The 20,889-nt window shown below is 68.4% G+C and carries 21 protein-coding genes; 13 read left to right on the top strand and 8 right to left on the bottom strand.

Features of this window, described 5'->3' with window-relative positions; translation table 11 throughout:
• Positions 1 to 333: 333 nt before the first annotated feature.
• Together clpA and gloB are read right to left on the bottom strand one after the other, a co-directional pair.
• Positions 334 to 2,664 carry an ATP-dependent Clp protease ATP-binding subunit ClpA gene (gene clpA, locus FHS00_RS10070; protein WP_183472573.1) on the bottom strand — a complete coding sequence of 777 codons (2,331 nt, stop codon included), beginning with the start codon at positions 2,662 to 2,664 and terminating at the stop codon, positions 334 to 336.
• A gap of 201 nt (positions 2,665 to 2,865) precedes the next feature.
• A complete protein-coding gene (gene gloB / locus FHS00_RS10065; RefSeq protein ID WP_183472570.1) occupies positions 2,866 to 3,627 on the bottom strand; it encodes a hydroxyacylglutathione hydrolase in 762 nt (253 codons plus the stop codon).
• A gap of 96 nt (positions 3,628 to 3,723) precedes the next feature.
• Between gloB and FHS00_RS10060 the strand changes: the two genes are divergently transcribed.
• The 7 genes from FHS00_RS10060 (at position 3,724) to FHS00_RS10030 (ending at position 10,052) form a co-directional block, all read left to right on the top strand.
• A complete protein-coding gene (locus tag FHS00_RS10060; protein ID WP_183472567.1) occupies positions 3,724 to 4,485 on the top strand; it encodes a methyltransferase domain-containing protein in 762 nt (253 codons plus the stop codon).
• 225 nt (positions 4,486 to 4,710) lie between these two features.
• Positions 4,711 to 5,277 carry a F0F1 ATP synthase subunit delta gene (locus FHS00_RS10055; protein ID WP_183472564.1) on the top strand — a complete coding sequence of 189 codons (567 nt, stop codon included), beginning with the start codon at positions 4,711 to 4,713 and terminating at the stop codon, positions 5,275 to 5,277.
• Positions 5,277 to 6,815: a F0F1 ATP synthase subunit alpha gene (atpA, locus tag FHS00_RS10050; RefSeq protein WP_183472561.1), complete on the top strand. Its 1,539-nt coding sequence runs from the start codon at positions 5,277 to 5,279 to the stop codon at positions 6,813 to 6,815. Before FHS00_RS10055 ends, atpA begins: the two co-directional genes overlap by 1 nt.
• 30 nt (positions 6,816 to 6,845) lie before the next feature.
• A complete protein-coding gene (locus FHS00_RS10045; protein WP_183472558.1) occupies positions 6,846 to 7,718 on the top strand; it encodes a F0F1 ATP synthase subunit gamma in 873 nt (290 codons plus the stop codon).
• A 20-nt stretch (positions 7,719 to 7,738) separates the two neighbouring features.
• Positions 7,739 to 9,163 carry a F0F1 ATP synthase subunit beta gene (gene atpD / locus FHS00_RS10040; RefSeq protein WP_085896141.1) on the top strand — a complete coding sequence of 475 codons (1,425 nt, stop codon included), beginning with the start codon at positions 7,739 to 7,741 and terminating at the stop codon, positions 9,161 to 9,163.
• A gap of 12 nt (positions 9,164 to 9,175) precedes the next feature.
• Positions 9,176 to 9,613: a F0F1 ATP synthase subunit epsilon gene (locus tag FHS00_RS10035; RefSeq protein WP_183472555.1), complete on the top strand. Its 438-nt coding sequence runs from the start codon at positions 9,176 to 9,178 to the stop codon at positions 9,611 to 9,613.
• A gap of 91 nt (positions 9,614 to 9,704) precedes the next feature.
• Complete coding sequence (locus tag FHS00_RS10030; RefSeq protein WP_183472552.1) at positions 9,705 to 10,052, top strand: H-type lectin domain-containing protein; 348 nt, start codon at positions 9,705 to 9,707, stop codon at positions 10,050 to 10,052.
• Positions 10,053 to 10,061: 9 nt separating this feature from the next.
• Here FHS00_RS10030 and FHS00_RS10025 read toward each other — a convergent pair whose 3' ends face one another.
• Both FHS00_RS10025 and ettA read right to left on the bottom strand, forming a co-directional pair.
• Positions 10,062 to 10,265, bottom strand: a complete 204-nt coding sequence (locus FHS00_RS10025) for a hypothetical protein (RefSeq protein WP_183472547.1) — start codon at positions 10,263 to 10,265, stop codon at positions 10,062 to 10,064.
• 395 nt (positions 10,266 to 10,660) lie between these two features.
• Complete coding sequence (ettA, locus tag FHS00_RS10020; protein ID WP_183472545.1) at positions 10,661 to 12,316, bottom strand: energy-dependent translational throttle protein EttA; 1,656 nt, start codon at positions 12,314 to 12,316, stop codon at positions 10,661 to 10,663.
• Between the two features lie 137 nt (positions 12,317 to 12,453).
• Between ettA and FHS00_RS10015 the strand changes: the two genes are divergently transcribed.
• The 5 genes from FHS00_RS10015 to FHS00_RS09995 all read left to right on the top strand — a co-directional run bounded on the left by FHS00_RS10015 (position 12,454) and on the right by FHS00_RS09995 (position 16,702).
• On the top strand, positions 12,454 to 13,665 hold the full coding sequence (locus FHS00_RS10015; protein ID WP_246391228.1) for an AI-2E family transporter: 1,212 nt from the start codon (positions 12,454 to 12,456) through the stop codon (positions 13,663 to 13,665).
• A 93-nt stretch (positions 13,666 to 13,758) separates the two neighbouring features.
• Positions 13,759 to 14,793 carry an L-glyceraldehyde 3-phosphate reductase gene (mgrA, locus tag FHS00_RS10010; RefSeq protein ID WP_183472541.1) on the top strand — a complete coding sequence of 345 codons (1,035 nt, stop codon included), beginning with the start codon at positions 13,759 to 13,761 and terminating at the stop codon, positions 14,791 to 14,793.
• A gap of 106 nt (positions 14,794 to 14,899) precedes the next feature.
• Entirely contained in the window at positions 14,900 to 15,355 is a 456-nt protein-coding gene (locus tag FHS00_RS10005; RefSeq protein WP_183472538.1) for an A24 family peptidase, read from the top strand.
• A 64-nt stretch (positions 15,356 to 15,419) separates the two neighbouring features.
• Positions 15,420 to 15,998, top strand: a complete 579-nt coding sequence (locus FHS00_RS10000) for a nitroreductase family protein (protein WP_183472535.1) — start codon at positions 15,420 to 15,422, stop codon at positions 15,996 to 15,998.
• Positions 15,995 to 16,702 carry an EI24 domain-containing protein gene (locus tag FHS00_RS09995; RefSeq protein WP_183472532.1) on the top strand — a complete coding sequence of 236 codons (708 nt, stop codon included), beginning with the start codon at positions 15,995 to 15,997 and terminating at the stop codon, positions 16,700 to 16,702. The genes FHS00_RS10000 and FHS00_RS09995 overlap by 4 nt, the downstream gene beginning before the upstream one ends.
• On the opposite strand, the gene FHS00_RS09990 is transcribed toward FHS00_RS09995, so the two are convergent.
• Positions 16,686 to 16,985 (bottom strand): DUF1467 family protein, encoded by a 300-nt coding sequence (locus tag FHS00_RS09990; RefSeq protein ID WP_183472529.1) that lies wholly within the window; start codon positions 16,983 to 16,985, stop codon positions 16,686 to 16,688. The two genes, FHS00_RS09995 and FHS00_RS09990, sit on opposite strands and share 17 nt — an antisense overlap.
• Positions 16,986 to 16,994: 9 nt before the next feature.
• On the bottom strand, positions 16,995 to 17,399 hold the full coding sequence (gene mce, locus FHS00_RS09985; RefSeq protein WP_183472526.1) for a methylmalonyl-CoA epimerase: 405 nt from the start codon (positions 17,397 to 17,399) through the stop codon (positions 16,995 to 16,997).
• A gap of 149 nt (positions 17,400 to 17,548) precedes the next feature.
• Here mce and FHS00_RS09980 point away from each other — a divergent pair, with 149 nt between their 5' ends.
• The gene (locus tag FHS00_RS09980; protein WP_183472523.1) at positions 17,549 to 18,265 is read left to right on the top strand and encodes a response regulator; all 717 of its coding nucleotides are present in this window, start codon (positions 17,549 to 17,551) and stop codon (positions 18,263 to 18,265) included.
• A 2-nt stretch (positions 18,266 to 18,267) separates the two neighbouring features.
• On the opposite strand, the gene FHS00_RS09975 is transcribed toward FHS00_RS09980, so the two are convergent.
• Both FHS00_RS09975 and FHS00_RS09970 read right to left on the bottom strand, forming a co-directional pair.
• A complete protein-coding gene (locus FHS00_RS09975) occupies positions 18,268 to 19,464 on the bottom strand; it encodes a DUF1501 domain-containing protein (protein WP_183472520.1) in 1,197 nt (398 codons plus the stop codon).
• Between the two features lie 4 nt (positions 19,465 to 19,468).
• A complete protein-coding gene (locus tag FHS00_RS09970; RefSeq protein ID WP_343064600.1) occupies positions 19,469 to 20,845 on the bottom strand; it encodes a DUF1800 domain-containing protein in 1,377 nt (458 codons plus the stop codon).
• Positions 20,846 to 20,889 lie beyond the last annotated feature (44 nt).

Genomic DNA, 20,889 nt, shown 5'->3' with positions numbered 1-20,889 from the left:
CTCGGTCGTCAGCCAGAAAAGGTTGCTCATTGATCATGCTCCTCGGGGAGCCTGAATCACGCAGCCTCATCAAGATCAATGGGTCCTGAGCCTAGGGCGAGGTCCTGCTGCGCGGCGGCAACGAGCGGCGCGAGTGCCAGGGCGAGCGCAAGATGGGCTCGGAATGCGAGGGCGGGACGGGACATGGAAAGGCTCCTCCAAGATCGGGGCCAGCATGGCGCGCGGTGGGGCGGAGTGCCAGCTTGGCGAGGCGACCTGCGCTGATCGACTCGGTACAACGAAAGACGCGCGGCCCGAGGGGCCGCGCGTGTCGTCTCGTCGTCTGCTTGCCGGTTACTCGGCGGTGAGCAGGGGCGGGCGGTTGCCCGAAAGCCGCTTGGCCCCCGGCTCCTCGAAGGCGAGCTCGATCTTGTCGTCCTTCACGCCGACCCGGACGATGCCGCCCTTGGTCAGCTTGCCGAACAACAGCTCCTCGGCGAGCGGCTTCTTGATGTGCTCCTGGATCACCCGGCCCAGCGGGCGGGCACCCATCTTCTCGTCGTAGCCCTTCTCGGCCAGCCACTCCCCGGCCTCGCGGGTCAGCTCGATATGGACATTGCGGTCCATCAGCTGCGCCTCGAGCTGGAGCACGAACTTCTCGACCACCGAGATGATCGTCTCCGGCGCCAGCGGCGCGAAGGAGATCACCGCGTCGAGACGGTTGCGGAACTCCGGCGTGAAGGTCCGCTCGATCGCGGCCGTGTCCTCGCCCTCGCGACGCGCCCGTCCGAAACCGATTGCCTCCTTGGCCTGCTCGGCGGCGCCCGCGTTCGAGGTCATGATCAGGATCACGTTCCGGAAATCCACCTTGCGACCGTTATGGTCGGTCAGTGTGCCGTGATCCATCACCTGCAGCAGGATGTTGAACACGTCCGGGTGCGCCTTCTCGATTTCGTCGAGAAGCAGCACGCAATGCGGGTGCTGGTCGACACCGTCGGTCAGAAGACCGCCCTGGTCGAAGCCGACATAGCCCGGAGGCGCGCCGATCAGCCGGCTGACCGCGTGCTTCTCCATGTATTCCGACATGTCGAAGCGCAGCATCTCCACGCCCAAGGTGGAGGCGAGCTGCTTGGCCACCTCGGTCTTGCCGACGCCGGTGGGGCCGGCAAAGAGGTAGTTGCCGATCGGCTTCTCGGGTTCGCGCAGGCCGGCGCGGGCCAGCTTGATCGCCGAGGAGAGCGCGGTGATCGCGTTGTCCTGACCGAACACCACGCGCTTGAGCGTCGGTTCGAGATCCTTGAGCACCTCGGCGTCGTCCTTGGAGACGTTCTTGGGCGGGATGCGGGCGATCTTGGCGATCACCGCCTCGATCTCCTTGGCGCCAATGGTCTTGCGCCGCTTGCTCTCGGCCACGAGATGCTGGGCCGCCCCGGCCTCGTCGATCACGTCGATCGCCTTGTCGGGCAGCTTGCGGTCGTTGATGTAGCGCGCCGACAGCTCCACCGCGGTCTTGATCGCGTCGTGGGTGTACTTGATCTGGTGGTGATCCTCGAAATAGGGCTTGAGCCCCTTGAGGATCTTCACCGCATCCTCGACCGAGGGCTCGTTAACGTCGATCTTCTGGAAGCGCCGCGACAGCGCGCGGTCCTTCTCGAAGTGCTGGCGGAACTCCTTGTAGGTGGTCGAGCCCATGCAGCGCAGCTTGCCGCCCTGCAGCGCGGGCTTCAGCAGGTTGGACGCGTCCATCGCGCCGCCGGAGGTGGCGCCAGCGCCGATCACGGTGTGGATCTCGTCGATGAAGAGCACCGCGTCGGGATGGTTCTCCATCTCGGTCATCACCGCCTTGAGCCGCTCCTCGAAATCGCCCCGATAGCGGGTGCCGGCGAGCAGCGCGCCCATGTCGAGGCTGAAGATCGTGGCCTCGGAGAGCACCTCGGGCACCGCGCCCTCGACGATCTTCCAGGCGAGACCTTCGGCGATGGCGGTCTTGCCTACGCCGGGATCGCCCACCAGGAGCGGGTTGTTCTTGCGGCGACGGCAGAGCACCTGGATGCAGCGCTCGACCTCGTGTTCGCGGCCGATCAGCGGGTCGACGTCGCCTTTGCGGGACTTGGCGTTGAGGTCGACGCAGTACTTCGCCAGTGCCGAATCCTTCTCCTCGCTCGACGCGCCACCGGTAGCGGAGCCGGTTTCCTCGTCCTTCTCGGCGGCACCGGTCACCGGGCGGCTCTCGCCGAAAGCCGGGTCCTTGGCCTGGCCATGGGCGATGAAGTTGACCGCGTCGTAGCGGGTCATGTCCTGCTCCTGCAGGAAATAGGCGGCGTTGGATTCGCGCTCGGCGAAGATCGCGACGAGCACGTTGGCGCCGGTCACCTCGGTGCGGCCCGAAGATTGCACATGGATCGCGGCGCGCTGGATCACGCGCTGGAAGGCGGCGGTGGGCACGGCCTCGGAGCCGTCCACGTCGGTGACGAGGGTGGAAAGATCATCTTCGATGAAATCCTCGAGCGACTTTCGCAGCTCGTCCAGATCGACGGCGCAGGCCCGCATTACACGGGCGGCGTCGGGTTCCTCGATCAGGGCCAGCAGGAGGTGCTCGAGGGTCGCGAGTTCGTGGCGGCGGGCATTGGCCAGAGCCAGCGCCGCATGGATGGACTGCTCGAGAGTGGTCGAAAAAGACGGCACGGCGATGTGCTCCTCTGATCGGGGGTCCGGGCGGAGATAGCCCCGCCCTGACCGTGGCCTCTGTAGTTAAAGATCGGGTTTATCGGCGGCGCTTCAAGTTAAAACTCGCAAAAACCCGGCGCCGGAGGGTGCGACGTCACGCGGCTGTGTTCTTTGCATGCCAAAGCCTCCCCTTCCGTTGCAGCCCTGCCGCGGATTGTCTCAGAAGCGATCCTTTCTGCGTCTGATTTCGGCGAACACTTCCGCTGGACTGTGCCCTTCGAGCCCGGCGGCGCGTTGCAGCTCGGGCATGTCGGCGCGCAGGAACGGGTTGGTGGCGCGTTCGTCGGCCAGGCGTGACGGCACGGTCGGGCGGCCTTCGGCACGGGCGCGATCGATTTCGGCGGCGCGGTCGCGCAGCGCCGCGTTGTCTGGCTCCACCGTCAGCGCGAAGCGGGCGTTGCTCTGGGTGTATTCGTGACCCGAGCAGATCAGCGTCGGCCCCGGCAGGTCACGCAGCCGGCGCAGCGAATCCCACATCTGTTCGGGCGTGCCCTCGAACAGCCGGCCGCAGCCGAGCGCCATCAGGCTGTCGGCGGTGAACGCCATGCGGCTCTGCGGGAGATGAAAGGCGACATGGCCGATCGTGTGGCCGGGCACGTCGATCACCTCCACCGGCTCGTCGAGCACCTGCAGCGTCTCACCCGGCCGGGCGGCATGGTCGAGCGGTGGCAGGCGCTGCGCGTCGGGAGCCGCGCCGATCACCCGCGCGCCCGCGCGCAGCTCGGCCAACCCGGCGACGTGATCGTCGTGGTGGTGGGTGATCAGGATGTCCGAGAGGTGCCAGCCATGCCGGTCGAGCGCGGCCTGGATCGGCGCCGCCTCTGGCGCATCGACCAGCGCGGTCTTTCCGCTGGCTGGGTCGTGCAGCAGGTAGGCGTAGTTGTCGGAGAGGCACGGAACGGTGAGAAGTTCGAGAGGCATGGCGGCACCTGCGTTTTGGTTGCTATGGTGACCCGGCGCCCGGACCGGCCTTGGCCACCGGCCCGCCAATTCTGGACCAGGGGACATCGGCCCGCAATGCATCTGGACGTGCTCGACCTGCGCAACTTCTATTATCGCAGCGCGCTGGGCCGCGCGGCGCAGAAGGTCATTCGCGACCAGCTCGTCGAATGGTGGCCGGTGGCGCATGTGCAGGGACAGACCGTGGCGGGATACGGTTTCGCCGTGCCCTTGCTGCGGCCCTACCTACCGGATGCGCGGCGGGTGATCGGGCTGATGCCGGGGCCGCAGGGCGTGATGCCCTGGCCGGCCGGCCAGCCCAATGTCTCGGTGCTGTGCGAGGAGACGCTCTGGCCGCTCAGGACCGGCCAAGTCGATCGGCTGGTGCTGATGCACGGGCTCGAGACCTCCGAGCATGCGAGCGCGCTGCTCGACGAATGCTGGCGGGCGCTGGGGCCGGGGGGCAAGGCGGTCTTCGTGGTGCCGAACCGCGCCGGGCTGTGGTCGCGCTCGGACGCGACGCCCTTCGGCTATGGCCGTCCCTATTCGCTGGGACAGCTCGAGGCGCAGCTCCGGCGGCACGGCTTCGTGGTCGAGCGCTCGATCTCGGCGCTCTACCGTCCGCCCAGCCTGCGCCGCGGCTGGCGCCGCTCGGCGGCGTTCCTGGAGCGGGCGGGGCGGCACATGCCGGTGCTCAACACCGGTGGCGTCCTGATGGTCGAGGCCGCCAAGCAGATGGCGGCGCCGACCCGGCCGGGCCTGACCTCCGCGGTCAAGCGGCCGTTGCGGGTGCTCGAGGGGATCGGCGCGCCGGTGCCAGAGCCGTCGCGCCGGCACTAGCGGCAAGACATTCGCCACAGGGGCAAAACGTCGCACCCGCCAAAGGCTTGTGACACGGGTGCAGATGCCCGTCACGGGCAGGCTCAAGGCGGTTGCGACACCCGGATCGCTCTGCTACATCGCCCCTGATTTTGACGGCCTTCGCCCGCGCGAGGGCCTTGCAAGCTGCCCGACCGTTGCCGCTCTCGCCGGCCGCGGGATCGCCGGGCCCAAGACTGCGGAAGGGTGGACGTGTCCGAACCAGCATCGATCTCAACCGGCATCGCGCAACGCTATGCCACGGCCGTGTTCGACCTGGCGCGGGAGGGCGACGACCTCGCCGCCCTGACGTCGGATGTCGACGCGCTGCGGGCCGCGCTGGCCGAGAGCGCGGAGTTCCGCGACCTGATCTCCTCGCCGATCTATTCGCGCGAAGACCAGGGCCGGGCCATCGCCGCGATCGCCGCGAAGATGGGGCTGACCCAGACCACCACCAACGTGCTGGGGCTGATGGCCTCCAAGCGCCGGCTCTTCGTGCTGCCGCAGATGCTGCGCGCGCTCGACGAGAAGCTCGCGGAGGCGCGCGGCGAGATCACCGCCGACGTCACCACCGCCAAGGCGCTTTCCGACAAGCAGAAGACCGCGCTGGCCGCCGCTCTCCAGGAGAGCGCGGGCCGCGAGGTGAAGATCAATCAGATCGTGGATGAAAGCCTCATCGGCGGTCTCGTCGTCAAGCTGGGTTCGAAGAGGATCGATACCTCGATCCGTTCGAAGCTCCAGGCACTCCAGAACACCATGAAAGAGGTCGGATAATGGCGATCCAAGCTGCGGAAATCTCCGCGATCCTGAAGGACCAGATCAAGAATTTCGGCCAGGAGGCCGAGGTCGCCGAGGTTGGTCGCGTGCTCTCCGTCGGTGACGGCATCGCCCGCGTCCACGGCCTCGACAACGTCCAAGCCGGCGAGATGGTCGAGTTTCCGGGCGGCATCCAGGGTATGGCGCTGAACCTCGAGACCGACAACGTCGGCTGCGTGATCTTCGGCTCGGACCGCGACATCAAGGAAGGTGACGTCGTCAAGCGCACCAACTCGATCGTGGACGTCCCCGCCGGCATGGGCCTTCTCGGCCGCGTCGTGGACGGCCTCGGCAACCCGCTCGACGGCAAGGGCCCGATCGAGGCTTCCGAGCGTCGCGTCGCCGACGTCAAGGCGCCCGGCATCATCCCCCGTAAGTCGGTGCACGAGCCGATGGCGACCGGCCTCAAGTCGGTCGACGCGATGATCCCGATCGGCCGTGGCCAGCGGGAGCTGATCATCGGCGACCGTCAGACCGGCAAGACCGCCGTCGCTCTCGACACCGTGCTGAACCAGAAGAGCTACAACGAAGCCGCCGGCGACGACGAGAGCAAGAAGCTCTACTGCGTCTACGTCGCGATCGGCCAGAAGCGCTCGACCGTGGCGCAGCTGGTGAAGAAGCTCGAGGAGACCGGCGCGATCGAGTACTCGATCGTCGTCGCCGCCACCGCCTCCGACCCGGCCCCGATGCAGTTCCTGGCGCCCTACGCCGCGACGGCGATGGCCGAGTATTTCCGCGACAACGGCAAGCACGCGCTGATCATCTATGATGACCTGTCCAAGCAGGCCGTGTCCTATCGTCAGATGTCGCTGCTGCTGCGCCGCCCGCCGGGCCGCGAAGCCTACCCGGGCGACGTGTTCTACCTCCACTCGCGCCTGCTGGAGCGTTCGGCCAAGCTCAACGACGAGCTGGGCGCCGGCTCGCTCACCGCGCTGCCGATCATCGAGACCCAGGGCGGCGACGTGTCGGCCTTCATTCCGACCAACGTGATCTCGATCACCGACGGTCAGATCTTCCTCGAGACCGAGCTGTTCTACCAGGGCATCCGCCCGGCGGTGAACACCGGCCTGTCGGTGTCGCGCGTGGGCTCCTCGGCCCAGACCAACGCGATGAAGTCGGTCGCCGGTCCGGTGAAGCTCGAGCTCGCGCAGTACCGCGAGATGGCCGCCTTCGCGCAGTTCGGCTCCGACCTCGACGCCTCGACCCAGCAGCTGCTGAACCGTGGCGCCCGTCTGACCGAGCTGATGAAGCAGCCGCAGTACTCGCCGCTGACCAACGCCGAGATCGTCTGCGTGATCTTCGCCGGCACCCAGGGCTATCTCGACAAGATCGCCGTCAAGGACGTCGGTCGCTTCGAGCAAGGCCTGCTCAAGCATCTGCGCACCAACGAGCGCGAGCTGCTGGACTGGATCACCAACGAGGACCCGAAGATCAAGGGCGATGCGGAGGCCCGCATCCGCAAGGCGCTCGACGCCTTCGCCAAGGACTTCGCCTGAAACCAGCCACGGAACTAGGGAGGCTGGCCGATGCCTAGTCTGAAGGACCTCAAGAACCGGATCGCGTCGGTCAAATCGACCCGCAAGATCACGAAGGCGATGCAGATGGTCGCGGCGGCAAAGCTCCGCCGTGCCCAGGATGCCGCCGAAGCGGCGCGCCCCTATGCCGAGCGGTTCAACGCCGTGATGGCGGGGCTCGCCTCCTCCGTGGGCGGCTCTGACGGCGCGCCCAAGCTCCTTGCCGGCACCGGCAAGGAGGACGTGCACATGCTCGTCGTGATGACCGCCGAGCGCGGCCTGTGCGGCGGCTTCAACGGCTCGATCGTCCGCAAGGCGCGGATCCGGGCCAGCGAGCTGCTGGCGCAGGGCAAGACGGTGAAGATCCTCACCGTCGGCAAGAAGGGCCGCGAGATGCTGCGCCGTGATTACGGCAAGTATTTCGTGGGCCACATCGACCTCACCGACGTCAAGCGCGTGGGCTATGCCAACGCGCAGGACATCGCCCGCGACGTGCTCGGCCGCTTCGATGCGGACGAATTCGACGTGGCGACGATCTACTATGCCCGGTTCCAGAACGTGATCACCCAGATCCCGACCGAGCAGCAGATCATCCCGGCCCATTTCGAGGGTGGGGAAGAGGCCGATACGGCGCTTTACGATTACGAGCCCGGCGAGGAGGAGATCCTCGCGGATCTGCTGCCGCGCGGTGTGGCGACGCAGATCTTCGCGGCGCTGCTCGAGAACGCGGCCTCCGAACAGGGCGCCCGGATGAGCGCGATGGACAACGCGACCCGCAACGCGGGCGAGATGATCGACAAGCTGACGATCGAGTACAACCGCTCGCGTCAGGCGGTCATCACCAACGAGCTGATCGAAATCATTTCGGGCGCTGAGGCGCTCTAAAGAGAACCGGAGTACAACACATGGCAGCAGCACAAGGCAAAGTGACCCAGGTCATCGGCGCCGTCGTGGACGTGCAGTTCGGGGATCACCTGCCGGAGATCCTCAACGCCCTGACCACCGAAAACAACGGCAAGAAGCTGGTTCTCGAAGTGGCCCAGCACCTCGGCGAGAACACCGTTCGCACCATCGCGATGGATGCGACCGAGGGCCTCGTCCGCGGCGCCGCCGTCACCGACACCGGCAAGCCGATCTCGGTGCCCGTCGGCAACGCGACGCTGGGGCGCATCCTCAACGTCATCGGTGAGCCGATCGACGAGAAGGGCCCGGTCGATGCGACCGAGACCCGTCCGATCCACGCCGACGCGCCGAGCTTCGCCGAGCAGTCGACCAGCTCGGAGATCCTCGTCACCGGCATCAAGGTGATCGACCTGCTCGCCCCCTACGCCAAGGGCGGCAAGATCGGCCTGTTCGGCGGCGCCGGGGTGGGCAAGACCGTTCTCATCATGGAGCTGATCAACAACATCGCGAAGGTGCACTCGGGTTACTCCGTGTTCGCCGGCGTGGGCGAGCGGACCCGTGAGGGCAACGACCTCTACCACGAGATGATCGAATCCAACGTCATCAAGCCGGACGCTCTGGGTGAATCCCAGGTGGCGCTGGTTTACGGCCAGATGAACGAGCCTCCGGGAGCCCGTGCCCGCGTCGCGCTGACCGGCCTGACCCTGGCCGAGCAGTTCCGCGACCAGTCCGGCACCGACGTGCTGTTCTTCGTCGACAACATCTTCCGCTTCACCCAGGCGGGCTCCGAGGTGTCGGCGCTTCTGGGTCGTATCCCCTCGGCCGTGGGCTACCAGCCGACGCTGGCGACCGACATGGGCGCGCTGCAGGAGCGGATCACCTCGACCAAGAACGGCTCGATCACCTCCGTGCAGGCGATCTACGTGCCGGCCGACGACCTGACCGACCCGGCGCCGGCGACCTCGTTCGCGCACCTCGACGCGACCACGGTTCTCAACCGCGCGATCTCCGAGCTCGGCATCTACCCGGCCGTGGACCCGCTCGACTCGACCTCGCGCCTGATGGACCCCGCGGTCGTGGGCGAAGAGCACTACCAGGTGGCGCGCGACGTGCAGGGCATCCTGCAGCGCTACAAGTCGCTGCAGGACATCATCGCCATCCTCGGCATGGACGAGCTGTCGGAAGAGGACAAGCTGACCGTGGCCCGCGCCCGGAAGATCCAGCGCTTCCTGTCGCAGCCCTTCGACGTGGCGAAGGTGTTCACCGGCTCCGACGGCGTTCAGGTGCCGCTCGAGGAGACCATCGCGTCGTTCAAGGCGGTCGTCGCGGGCGAGTACGACCACCTGCCGGAGTCGGCATTCTACATGGTCGGCGGCATCGACGAGGTGAAGGCCAAGGCCGAGAAAATGGCCGCCGCCGCGGCCTGATAGGAGGGCTTCATGGCCGAGACGCTGCAATTCGATCTGGTCAGCCCCGAACGGAAGCTCGCTTCCGTTCAGGCGACCGAGATCCGCATTCCGGGCACCGATGGTGACCTGACGGCGATGGCGGGCCACACGCCCACCATCACCACCCTGCGCCCCGGCCTGCTGCAGGTCGTGCATCAGGGCGGCACCGACGACTACGTGGTCTCCGGCGGTTTCGCCGAGATCGGCCCCGACCAGGTCTCCGTTCTGGCCGAGCGTGCGCTGCCGCGCGGCGAGGTCACGCAGGAGGTCTATGAAGGGCTGATCGAGGAATTCGCCGCGGCGCATCGCGACGCGCGGGCGAAGTTCGAGAACGAGCCCGGCCCGGTGGACGACACGGCGAAGCTGCTGGCCGACATGGTCGCGGTCGGCACGCATATCGGGCTCGACCCGAAGCAGCCGAACTTCTGAGCGCCGCGTACAACAAGGACGACAAGGCCCCGCTTCGGCGGGGCCTTTTCTTGTCCGGCCCGGGAGGACGGGCGTGAAGGGAGGAACAGGCATGCAGCGGATGCGCGGCAGCTTCGGCATCGCTCAGGGAGAGGTGATGCCGTTTTCGGATTTCGAGAATGACGGGCCGATGTGGACCGGGGCGGGGGCGCGGGAAGTGCGCCGCCGTGTGACGTTCGACACGCCCTTCACGGCGCCGCCGCTGGTGCATCTGGGGGTGACGATGTGGGACGTGTCGAACAGCGCGTCCCTGCGGCTCGACCTCTCGGCGGAGGCGATCGACGCGGCCGGGTTCGAGCTGCGGGTCGGGACCTGGGCGGACAGCCGGATCGCCCGGCTGCGGGTGGCATGGATCGCCTTCGGTCCCTGCCGCGACGAAGAGATGTGGGAAGTCGACTGAGCGCGGGGCTCAGGCGAGGTAGTGGCGCGGGCCGTGGCCGAGCATGCCCCGGCTCAGCGGCAGGACCAGCGTCACGAAGAGCAGCGCGGAGACCGGGCCGGAGGCGATCCAGATGCCGAGACCGGCGAGCAGCGATACGCTGCCGAAGCCGACCAGCAGAACCGCGGTGACGAAGCCGAGAAGGCTGCCTGCCATGATGAAGATCGTGCCCATATCCGTTCTCCTGCGATACTCCCCGACTGTCGCAAGCAAATCCGGCCGGAGTGTGGCTGCTTCAAGGCGCGGCGGTACACCCTTGGATTGCGTAGCATCCTACGGCGAGGGCAGGCTGGCAAGCATGTGATCGGCATGCATGCGCGGAAAATTTCGGCAGGAAACGCTCCCGTTTTCGGATGTTTCGCGACTGATCTGGCAAGGGCATGAGTTGCCGGCCGAATTCCGGATTTCTCAGGATTCGTGAACAAACGCGCGTCGCGGTATCGGGGCGGCGGATAATGGCCGGGGCGGGGCAGTGCAGGCCCCTTGACGGCGTCGTCTGCGCCCGAGGGCACTCGAATTGCCCTGTCGGGTAGGGGAGGGGCCGCCGCGATTCGGCGGCCCCGAAGGGTTCAGCGCGTGAACTTCTTGAACTTGACCCGCTTGGGCTCCAGCGCGTCTGCCCCGAGGCGACGCTTCTTGTCTTCCTCGTAATCCTCGAAGTTGCCCTGGAACCACTCCACATGCGCCTCGCCTTCGAAGGCGAGGATGTGGGTGCAGATCCGGTCGAGGAAGAAGCGGTCATGGGAGATCACGACGGCACAGCCGGCAAAGTCCACCAGCGCATCCTCGAGCGCGCGGAGCGTCTCGACGTCGAGGTCGTTGGTCGGTTCGTCGAGCAGCAGCACGTTGCCGCCATCCTTCAGCAGCCGCGCCATGTGCACGCGGTTGCGCTCACCGCCCGACAGCAGGCTCACCTTCTTCTGCTGGTCGCCGCCCTTGAAGTTGAAGGCGCCGCAATAGGCGCGGGAGTTGATCGAGGCGTCGCCCAGTTCGATCACCTCGGCGCCGCCCGAGATCGCCTCCCAGACGGTGGCGTTCGGGTCGAGATCGTCGCGGCTCTGGTCGACATAGGACAGCTTGACCGTGTCGCCGAACTCGATCTTGCCGTCGTCGGGCTGCTCCTGGCCGGTCAGCATCTTGAACAGGGTCGACTTGCCGGCGCCGTTCGGGCCGATCACGCCGACGATGCCGCCCGGCGGCAGGGTGAAGTCGAGATTCTCGATCAGGAGCTTGTCGCCCATCGCCTTCTTGAGGCCTTCGACCTCGATCACCTTGCCGCCGAGACGCGGGCCGTTGGGGATGACGATCTGGGCCTTGCCGACGCGCTCGCGCTCGGACTGGCTCGCCAGTTCCTCGTAGGCCGCGATCCGGGCCTTGGACTTGGCCTGGCGGGCCTTCTGGCCCTGCCGCATCCATTCGAGCTCGCGCTGCAGCGTGTTCTGCTTGGACTTGTCCTCGCGGGCTTCCTGCTCGAGCCGCTTGGCCTTCTGCTCCAGCCAGGAGGAGTAGTTGCCCTCGTAGGGGATGCCCCGGCCGCGATCGAGCTCGAGGATCCAGCCGGTGATGTCGTCGAGGAAGTAGCGGTCGTGGGTGACGACGAGGATCGTGCCCTTGTACTCGATCAGGTGGTTCTGGAGCCAGGCGATGGTTTCGGCGTCGAGGTGGTTGGTCGGCTCGTCGAGCAGCAGCATGTCGGGCGCTTCGAGCAGCAGCTTGCACAGCGCCACGCGGCGCTTCTCGCCACCCGAGAGGGTCTTCACGTCGGCATCGTCGGGGGGGCAGCGCAGCGCCTCCATGGCGACGTCGATCTGCGCGTCGAGGTCCCACAGGTTCTGGGCGTCGATGTCGTCCTGCAGCTTGGCCATCTCCTCGGCGGTCTCGTCCGAGTAGTTCATGGCAAGCTCGTTGTAGCGGTCGAGCACGGCCTTCTTGGCGGCGACGCCCTCCATCACGTTCTCGCGGACGTTCTTGGTCTCGTCGAGCTGCGGCTCCTGCGGCAGGTAGCCGACCTTGGCACCCTCGGCGGCCCAGGCCTCGCCCTGGAAGTCCTTGTCGATGCCGGCCATGATCTTGAGCAGGGTGGACTTACCGGCGCCGTTGACGCCGACCACGCCGATCTTCACGCCGGGCAGGAAGTTCAGCCGAATGTTCTCGAAGGTCTTCTTGCCGCCGGGATAGGTCTTGGAGACGCCGTCCATGTGATAGACGTATTGATAGCTGGCCATCGGGAACTCCTGTCTGCGATCGGCCCCCCTCATACGCCCGAGGACGCTGCGTAGCAATCGCGCCCGCGCGGAACCGGCGCGCGCGGCTCACGTTGGGCGGCATCGCGCAGCGTCGCGCGGCTGGAGGTGGGACGGCGATGGCTGAACAGAGGGTGAAGGCCGAGGCCGCGAGCGAGGAAGAGCCGCCCGTTGATCCGCAACTGGACCTCGCCGAACGGCGGCTCCGGGAGTTGCGGATGATCCGCCGGCTGATGCTCGGCTCGTTTCTGCTGGCCCTGTTCACCGCCACCTATTTCGCGCGCGACGTGCTGCTGCCGATCGTGCTGGCGATCCTGCTGACGCTGACGCTGCGGCCGGTGGTGCGCGGCATGCAGCGGATCGGCATCACGCCGGGGATCAGCGCGGTTCTGGTGATGCTGGCGATCGGGCTCGGGTTCGGCGTTGCGGGCTATTTCCTCTCCGGCCCGATCGGCGACATGGCCGCGCGTGCGCCGCAGATCGGCACCGAGGTGCAGCAGAAGCTCGCCGGGCTGATGGACCGGCTCGCCTCGATCCAGGAGGTGGGTCAGCAGGTCACCGAGATGACCGATGCGGCCGGTGCCACGGGCGAGGGCGAGAAGGTCGAGGTGGTGGTCGACCAATCCGGCCCGATCCCGGCCGCGGTCGGCAGCGTCGCCTCGATCACCTCGTCGCTGGTGGCGGCGATGATCCTGACGCTGTTCCTGCTGGCGTCGGGGGACTTCTACCATCGCCGCATCGTCGAGGCCTCGCCCAAGCTGCACGACAAGAAGCGCGCCCTGACCATCGTGCGTGACGTCGAGAAGCAGATTTCGCGCTATCTCGGCGCGATCACCATGATCAACGCGGGTCTGGGCCTGGCGATCGGCATCGCGCTTTGGATCATCGGCCTGCCGATGCCGCATGTCTGGGGCACGCTGGCCTTCCTGCTGAACTTCATGCCCTTCATCGGCGCGATCATCGGTACGGTCTCGGTCGGTGCCTTCGCGCTGGTCTCGTTCGACTCCGTGCCCTACGCGCTGCTGGCACCGCTGGCCTATTTCACCCTGACCACCATCGAGGGCAACTTCGTCACGCCGATGCTGGTGGGTCGTAGGCTCGAGCTCAACATCGTGTCGGTCTTCGTCACGGTGGCATTCTGGATCTGGCTGTGGGGCGTGCCGGGCGCGGTGCTGGCGGTGCCGTTCCTCGTGGTGGTCAAGGCGATCTGCGACCACGTCCCCTCGCTCAAGGCCTTCGGCAGTTTCCTTTCCGGCGATCCAGCGATGAAGACCGAGGACCAGGCGGAGAATGGCGGCCGGTCCGAGAAGCGCGCCGCGCGGCCGGTCTGAATGGGGGCGGTTTGACAGTACCGGGAACCCCGTTCTAGGTTTCGGCGCGACGCCGGGGCCGTGGCCGGGCCCGGCCCAAGGGAGATTCACGACATGACCTATACCCCCGCCGCCGACCGCTACGAGCGGATGGCCTATCGTCGCTGCGGCCGCTCGGGCCTGAAGCTGCCCGCCGTCAGCCTCGGCCTTTGGCACAATTTCGGCGACGACACGCCGCACCAGACCAAGCGCGACATCTGCCAGACGGCGTTCGATCATGGCATCACGCATTTCGACCTCGCCAATAATTACGGTCCCGAGCCGGGCGCGGCCGAGACCGCCTTCGGCGAGATCCTGAGAACTGATTTCGCGGGCTACCGCGACGAGCTGATCATCTCCTCCAAGGCCGGCTACCACATGTGGGACGGCCCCTATGGCGAATGGGGCAGCCGCAAGTACCTGATCGCGTCCTGCGACCAGTCGCTCAAGCGGATGGGTCTCGACTACGTCGATATCTTCTATTCCCACCGCTTCGATCCCGAGACCCCGCTCGAGGAGACGATGGGCGCGCTCGATCATATCGTGCGTTCGGGCCGGGCGCTCTATGCCGGGATCAGCAGCTACAACTCCGAACGCACCCGCGAGGCGGCGGCGATCCTCAAGGATCTCGGCACGCCCTGCGTAATCCACCAGCCGAGCTACAACATGCTCAACCGCTGGGTCGAGCGCGACGGGCTGAAGGACACGCTGACCGAACTCGGCATCGGCTCCATCGCCTTCACGCCGCTGGCGCAGGGCATGCTGACCAAGAAGTATCTCGGCGGCATTCCCGAGGACAGCCGCGCCGCGCAGGACAAGTCGCTCTTCCCCTCGATGCTGAGCGAGAAGGCCATCGGTAACATCCGCAAGCTCAACGAGATCGCGGAGCGGCGCGGCCAGACGCTGGCGCAGATGGCGATCGCCTGGGTGCTGCGCGAGGGCGGCATCACCACCGCGCTGATCGGCGCCTCCAAGCCCAGCCAGGTCGTCGACTGCGCCGGCGCGGTGGCCAATCTCGACTTCACCGCCGAGGAGCTGGCCGAGATCGACCGCTATGCCGACGAGGAGCAGATCAATCTCTGGGCCGCCTCGGCCGAACTCGGAAACTGATCGCGGACAAAGGGGGGCGGCGCCACGAAGGCGCCGCCTTTGCGCCCCGCTGGCGGCGTGGTCGCGGGGCAGGGTGCGGGGACCGTGACCTATCCGGAGCCCCGCCATGGACGACCTGCCCCTGATCCTCGTCGCGCCGCTGATGGCGGCAATGATCTGGACCGACCTGCGCCACATGCGCATTCCCAACCTGCTGGTCGGCGCCGTGGCGCTGGTGGGGCTGGGCTGCGCGCTGGCCGGGCTGATGCCCGATCTCGGCATGCGGTTGATGGCCGGGGTGGCGGTATTCGCCGTCGGGCTGGCGCTCTTCGCGCTGCGGGTGATGGGGGGCGGCGACGTCAAGATGCTCGCCGTGCTGGTGCCGCTGGTGCCACCGGTGGCGCTGCCATCCTTTGCGCTGCTGCTGTCGATGACCATGCTGGCGGGCGTGCTGATGCTGAGCGGGCTGCGTCGCGTGGCAGGTGGGCCCGAATCGTCCTGGGCCGGCCTGCGGGCGCAGGGGCGCTATCCGCTCGGCCTGTCGATCGCCGCGGCGGCAATGATCCTGCCCATCGGGATCTGACCCCCGGCTTTTCCTCACCGGCGATCTGCGGCAGGAAGGGCGCGACCCTTGCTGCGGAGGCCCCATGCCCGATCCGAACCCCCAGGCGCTCGACTTCCTGCTCAACCGCCGCTCCCGCCCGGCCAAGACGCTGCGCGCCCCGGCTCCCGATCGCGACGCGCTGCGCCCGCTCCTCACCGCCGCGCTGCGGGTGCCCGATCACGGCAAGCTGGAGCCGTGGCGGCTGATCGTTCTGGAGAAGCCCGCGCTGGAGCGGCTCGCGGCACTGGTCCCGACCCGGGCGGAGGCGCTCGGCATCGCGGAGGACAAGCGCGAGAAGGCGGTGGCGCAGTTCCGCGACGCCGATCTCGTGGTGGCCGTGATCTCGGCGCCGAAGCCGAGCGACAAGGTCCCCGCGATCGAGCAGACCTATTCCGCGGCCTGCGTCTGCCTGTCGCTGCTCAACGCCGCCCTCGCTGCCGGCTGGGGCGCGAACTGGCTCTCGGGCTGGGCCAGCCATGACGAGGCGTTCTGCCGCGAGGGGCTCGGCCTGCGCGACGGCGAGAGCGTCGCCGGCCTGATCCATATCGGCACCGAGACGGTGCCCGCGCCCGAGCGTCCGCGCCCGGATGTCGAGGCGTTGACGGAGTGGCGCACGGCATGATCCTGACCGATGTCCTGCGCGCGCTTGCGCAGTTCACCGACCGGCGGTTTCGCGGTGTGCTCTGGCTCGGCGTCGGGCTGTCAGTGCTGCTGCTCGTGGCGCTCTATGCCGGGCTGCTGGCGCTGGTCGGCCTGTTCGCGCCCGACACGGTGTCATTGCCGCTGATCGGCGAGGTGGCCTGGATCGACGATGCGCTGGGCTGGGGTTCGCTGCTGCTGATGCTCGGGCTGTCGGTCTTCCTGATGCTGCCGGTGGCCTCGATGATGAGCGGCTTCTTCCTCGAAAGCGTGGCCGAGGCGGTGGAGGCGCGGCATTATCCCGGCCTGCCGCCGGCGCGGCCGGTGCCGCTCGCCGACCAGATCCGCGATACCGTGGCCTTTCTGGCGGTGCTGGTGCTGGTCAACGTCGCGGCCTTCGCCGCGAGCCTCGCCTTTCCGCCGGCGGCGCCGTTCCTGTTCTACGGCGTCAATGGCTGGCTGCTGGGCCGGGAATACTTCCAGGTCGCGGCGATGCGGCGCGAGGGGCGGGCGGGGGCGCGTGCGATGCGCAAGCGCCATCCGCTCCGGATCTGGGGGGCGGGCTGCCTGATGGCGGTGCCGCTGACGGTGCCGGTGGTCAACCTGCTGGTGCCGGTGCTGGGCGCGGCCACCTTCACCCATCTCTATCATCGCCTCTCGGGGCGAAAGGTCACTCGGCGGCGGTGACCGGGGCCGGGCTGAGCGGTGCCATGCGACCGAACACGTCGATGTCGCGCACCGTCACGCCGCCCCACAGGATGAAGGCCGAGAGCGCCGCCCAGATCGGCACCGCCCACATTGTGGTGATCTTCACCTTGCGCCCCAGCCGAAAGTCGGCGGGCGCCGAGGCATGAGTGCCGGGCAGCGTCTCGCCCGCGTCGCCTTGGGTGACGAGCCTGAGCGGCAGCACGACGAAGAACACCATGAACCAGGTCACGGCAAAGAGCACGAAGGCGGCGGTGATGGTCATGGCGTCTCCTCAGACCTGTTCGATCTCGATCAGGCAGCCGTCGAAATCCTTGGGATGCAGGAACAGCACCGGCGTGCCATGCGCGCCGGTCTTGGGCGTGCCGTCGCCCAGCACCCGCGCGCCCGTGGCCACGAGCCGGTCGCGCGCGGCGAGGATGTCCTCCACCTCGTAGCAGACGTGATGCATGCCGCCCGCAGGGGACTTCTCGAGGAAACCGGCGATCGGCGAGCCGGGGCCGAGCGGCTCCATCAGCTCGATCTTGGTGTTGGGCAGCGTGACGAAGATCACTCGCACCCCGTGCTCGGGCAGCTCGATAGGCGCGCCGACATCGGCGCCAAGCCCCCCGGCATAGCGCGCGGCGGCGGCCTTGAGGTCGGGGACGGCGATGGCGACGTGGTTCAGGCGACCGATCATCGAGGCGCTCCTTGCTGGTTCGTTGCGATATGGCGGCTCGGGCGTTGCGGCGCAACCGCGCGGATCGTCGCGGCTTAACACCGGATTCACCCCGTGGCGCGAGACTGCTTGCATCGGGCCGCGTCGGTCCCTTGCTCGCAGGAGGCCATATGCCGATCACCATGTCCTTTCCCGCCGCCCCCGCGCCGAGCGCGGACCGGCCGTTGCTCGGCCTGACCGTGCTGCTCGTCGAGGACAGCCGCTTCGCCTGCGAGGCGGTCCGGCTCATGTGCCTGCGCTCGGGCGCGCGGATCCGCCGGGCCGACAACCTGCACAATGCGCGGCGCCACCTAAAGGTCTATCGCCCCGACGTGGTGATCGCAGATCTTGGCCTGCCTGACGGCTCTGGGATCGAGCTGATCGTCGAGCTGGCGCAGGCCAGCCCTCGTATCGACCTGCTGCTGGCCACCTCCGCCGATCCGGACGGCGCCGCCCCGGCGAAAGAGGCGGGGGCCGACGGTTTCATCGCCAAGCCGATCCTCCGGCTCGGCGCGTTCCAGCAGGCGCTGCTGGCGCATCTGCCGCCCGAGCGCCGGCCCGGCGGGCCGCGCTGCCTGCCGGAGGAGGAGGTCGCCCCCGACCCGGTGGCGCTGCGCGACGATCTCGCACTGGCGGCGCAGCTGCTTCGCAGCGGCTGGCGCAGCGCCGGCGACATCGCCTATGTCGCGCAGTTTCTGGGCGGCGTGGCGCGCAGCGCCGGGGACGAGGGGCTGCGCAACGCCGCCGAGGCGCTCGACGCGGCGCGCGGCACCGGCAGTCCGGAGCCGGCGCTCGCCCGCCTCGCCGCGCTCATCGACGACCGGCTCGCCGTACCGGTCCCGATCTGAGATCAGAGCAGCAGGCCGGGATCGGCGCCGAGGTCGAGGCCGGGAAAGACCGCCTCCTCGATCACCGACCGGTCGAGGCCGAACAGCCCCCGCATCGCCCAGCCCGCATGGGCGCGCAGGTCGCGGGTCGGCATCAGGTCGCGCCGGTCGTAGAGATCGGCCTCGGCCAGCCCCGGCCAGTCGCCCAGCACCCGGCCGCCGCGCAGCGCGCCACCTGCGAAGAGCATGGCGCCGCCGGTGCCGTGATCCGTGCCACCGGTGCCGTTCTCGGCGGCGGTCCGGCCGAATTCGGTCACGCAGAGCACCGCCGTCCGGTCCCATGCCGGACCCAGCCCCGCCTCCAGCGTCAGGAGCGTGTCGACCAGCCGCACCAGCGCCCGTTCGAACGGTGCCTGCTGCCGGTCATGCGTGTCCCAGCCATTGATCGAGAAGCTGGCGATCCGGCTCTCGCCCGCCAGCCGCGAGGCGGCGAATTCGGCGAGCCGCACGTGATCGCCCCTGAGCGGCGCACCGTCCGGTCCGGGCAGGACGGGCCCGCTGCGGGCATCCTCGGCCGCCAGATCGTCGACGATCTCCATCGCCTGGCCCAATGCGGACCGAAACAGCGGGTCGTCATGCGCCATGCCTTCGAGCAGGCGCCGGCCCTGCGGGCTCAGCCGCAGCCGGGTATCCGGCGCCCAGCGTTGGGCGGCGGCCCGGCCGGAGAGGATCAGCATCTCCTCGCGGCCGATGGCGTAAGCGGTTTCCGCGGCCATCCCGGGCACCGTCTGCAGCAGCCGGTTGAGCCAGCCCTCGCGCCCGTCGAGACCGGCGGTTCCCGCCTCGAGCAGGTCCTGTCCGTCGACATGGCTGCGCCGGTCGCGATAGGGGGTAGAGACGGCATGCACCGCGCCGAATTCGCCCCGGCGCCACATCGGTGCCAGCCGGTCGAAGGCCGGATGCAACGCGAAGTACCCGGCGTCGATCGCCCCGGCCCGGGGGTTGGCCGCAAGCGTCGGGCGCAGCCCCGCCAGCGCGGGATCGCCAGCCGGTCGCACCGCGTCGAGCCCGTCCATCGCGCCGCGCAGCACGATCACCACCAGCCGGTTCTCCCAAGGCGCGCTGGCAAAGGCCATCGGTGTCAGAAGCGGGCTCGCCGCCGCCGAGCAGCCCAGCGCCAGGCCGCCGCGCAGAAGGGAACGCCTGTCGATGCGGGTCATGGCGTCATCTCCTCTGGAATGCGGGGCTGGCCAGCACGAGGCCGATCGCCTCCGCCCGGCTTTCCGCGGCGCGCGCGGCGAAGGCCACCGGCTCGGGCATGGCGGTGCCCACCGCCACCCGTGCAAAGGCACGTGGATCGGGTAGCTCGGGGAGCAGTGCGGCCGGGGCACGCATCGCCCAGTCGATCCGTTCCGCCAAATTGGGCGGGGTGATCCAGGCCTCTGCCGCCTCGGGCCAGCCCTCCGGTCCGGGCGGATGCTCCCAACGCTGGCCCATCCGCGCCAGCGGGATCTGGAGCAGGCGCCGGGTCTCGCCGGTTTCGGGGCGCATGATCGTCTCGGGCGGCACGCCGAGCGCCCGCAGCGCCGACTGCACGTAGTCGAAGGGCGGCTTGACTTTGCGGGGAGGCGCCTCCCAGGCGGCGGGATGCTCGAGCAGGGCGGTGGTGACGGCCAGCAGGTCGCCATCGCTGTCGCGCCAGACGGCTTCGAGCGCGTCGACCAGCGCCGGGTCCGGGTCTTCGGAGACGAAATGCACCGCGATCTTGCGCGCCAGGTGGCCCGCGGTGGCAGGATGGCGCGCCAGCATGCGCAGCGCCTCGCGGATCGTGTCGAAACCCGCCCGGTTCGGGAAGGTGACGCCGAGCACGGTCTCGGAGCCGGGCTCGGCCCGCTCCGGCCGGAATTCCATGCCGCGCTGATCATTGTAGCCGAGACCGGTGAGAAGCTCGGCCAGCTCGCGCACATCCAACTGATCGTAGGGGCCGTCCGCGCCGATCGTGTGCAGCTCGAGCAGCTCGCGGGCAAGGTTCTCGTTGAGCCCGCCGCCACGCCGGCCAGCGGCGCTGTTCGGCCCGACCGAGCGGGACTGGTCGAGATAGGCCAGCATCACCGGGTGGGTGACGACCGCGACCAGCATCTCCTCGAAGCGCCCGGCGACATGCGGGCGGATCGCTTCCTCCACATAGGCGGTGAGGAGGTGGCGGTCGCGCATGGTCCGGCTGCCGACGGTGAAGTGGTCGGCCCAGAACCGGGTCAGCCGCTCGTGAAGGCCGCCCTCGGGGGCAATCACCCCGCGCGCCAGCGTGCTGGTGAAATTGTGCCAGGCGGCGGCCCGGGCGGCGGCGCGCAGCTTGTCGAAGGCGGTCCGCGCGGCCGCCTCCTGCGGGGTGCCGCGGGCCTTGCGCCAATCGCGCGCCACGACATTCCATTCGGCAAGGCTGGGACGGATCTCGCCATAGGGGGCGATCGGCAGGCGGCGCGCGGTCTCGTCGCGTCCGCGCAGCGGCCGCAGCATCGCCGCGACGCTGTCGGGCGGCGGGAGTTGCGGCGACAGGCCGGTACCGAAACGGGTGGCGGCACGGAGCGAATCGAAGGTCACAGGCGGATCCTCCTCGGGGCCTTGCTGCATGTATAGGCCAGAGT

It is taken from the genome of Limimaricola variabilis, from assembly GCF_014195545.1.
GTDB lineage: Bacteria > Pseudomonadota > Alphaproteobacteria > Rhodobacterales > Rhodobacteraceae > Limimaricola > Limimaricola variabilis.
Note: the sequence above shows the minus strand (reverse complement) of the source record. Positions and strands in the feature narration are given on the sequence as shown.

Excerpts from the sequence above, each read along its gene's own strand:
- ettA (WP_183472545.1), bottom strand. The coding sequence starts at position 12,316 with ATGGCCAGCTATCAATACGTCTATCACATGGACGGCGTCTCCAAGACC.
- FHS00_RS10025 (WP_183472547.1), bottom strand. The coding sequence starts at position 10,265 with ATGGGCACGATCTTCATCATGGCAGGCAGCCTTCTCGGCTTCGTCACC.
- FHS00_RS10030 (WP_183472552.1), top strand. The coding sequence starts at position 9,705 with ATGCAGCGGATGCGCGGCAGCTTCGGCATCGCTCAGGGAGAGGTGATG.
- gloB (WP_183472570.1), bottom strand. The coding sequence starts at position 3,627 with ATGCCTCTCGAACTTCTCACCGTTCCGTGCCTCTCCGACAACTACGCC.
- atpD (WP_085896141.1), top strand. The coding sequence starts at position 7,739 with ATGGCAGCAGCACAAGGCAAAGTGACCCAGGTCATCGGCGCCGTCGTG.
- FHS00_RS09995 (WP_183472532.1), top strand. The coding sequence starts at position 15,995 with ATGATCCTGACCGATGTCCTGCGCGCGCTTGCGCAGTTCACCGACCGG.
- FHS00_RS10035 (WP_183472555.1), top strand. The coding sequence starts at position 9,176 with ATGGCCGAGACGCTGCAATTCGATCTGGTCAGCCCCGAACGGAAGCTC.
- FHS00_RS10000 (WP_183472535.1), top strand. The coding sequence starts at position 15,420 with ATGCCCGATCCGAACCCCCAGGCGCTCGACTTCCTGCTCAACCGCCGC.
- FHS00_RS10045 (WP_183472558.1), top strand. The coding sequence starts at position 6,846 with ATGCCTAGTCTGAAGGACCTCAAGAACCGGATCGCGTCGGTCAAATCG.
- FHS00_RS09975 (WP_183472520.1), bottom strand. The coding sequence starts at position 19,464 with ATGACCCGCATCGACAGGCGTTCCCTTCTGCGCGGCGGCCTGGCGCTG.
- FHS00_RS09980 (WP_183472523.1), top strand. The coding sequence starts at position 17,549 with ATGCCGATCACCATGTCCTTTCCCGCCGCCCCCGCGCCGAGCGCGGAC.
- mce (WP_183472526.1), bottom strand. The coding sequence starts at position 17,399 with ATGATCGGTCGCCTGAACCACGTCGCCATCGCCGTCCCCGACCTCAAG.
- FHS00_RS10060 (WP_183472567.1), top strand. The coding sequence starts at position 3,724 with ATGCATCTGGACGTGCTCGACCTGCGCAACTTCTATTATCGCAGCGCG.
- FHS00_RS09990 (WP_183472529.1), bottom strand. The coding sequence starts at position 16,985 with ATGACCATCACCGCCGCCTTCGTGCTCTTTGCCGTGACCTGGTTCATG.
- FHS00_RS10005 (WP_183472538.1), top strand. The coding sequence starts at position 14,900 with ATGGACGACCTGCCCCTGATCCTCGTCGCGCCGCTGATGGCGGCAATG.
- FHS00_RS10015 (WP_246391228.1), top strand. The coding sequence starts at position 12,454 with ATGGCTGAACAGAGGGTGAAGGCCGAGGCCGCGAGCGAGGAAGAGCCG.
- mgrA (WP_183472541.1), top strand. The coding sequence starts at position 13,759 with ATGACCTATACCCCCGCCGCCGACCGCTACGAGCGGATGGCCTATCGT.
- atpA (WP_183472561.1), top strand. The coding sequence starts at position 5,277 with ATGGCGATCCAAGCTGCGGAAATCTCCGCGATCCTGAAGGACCAGATC.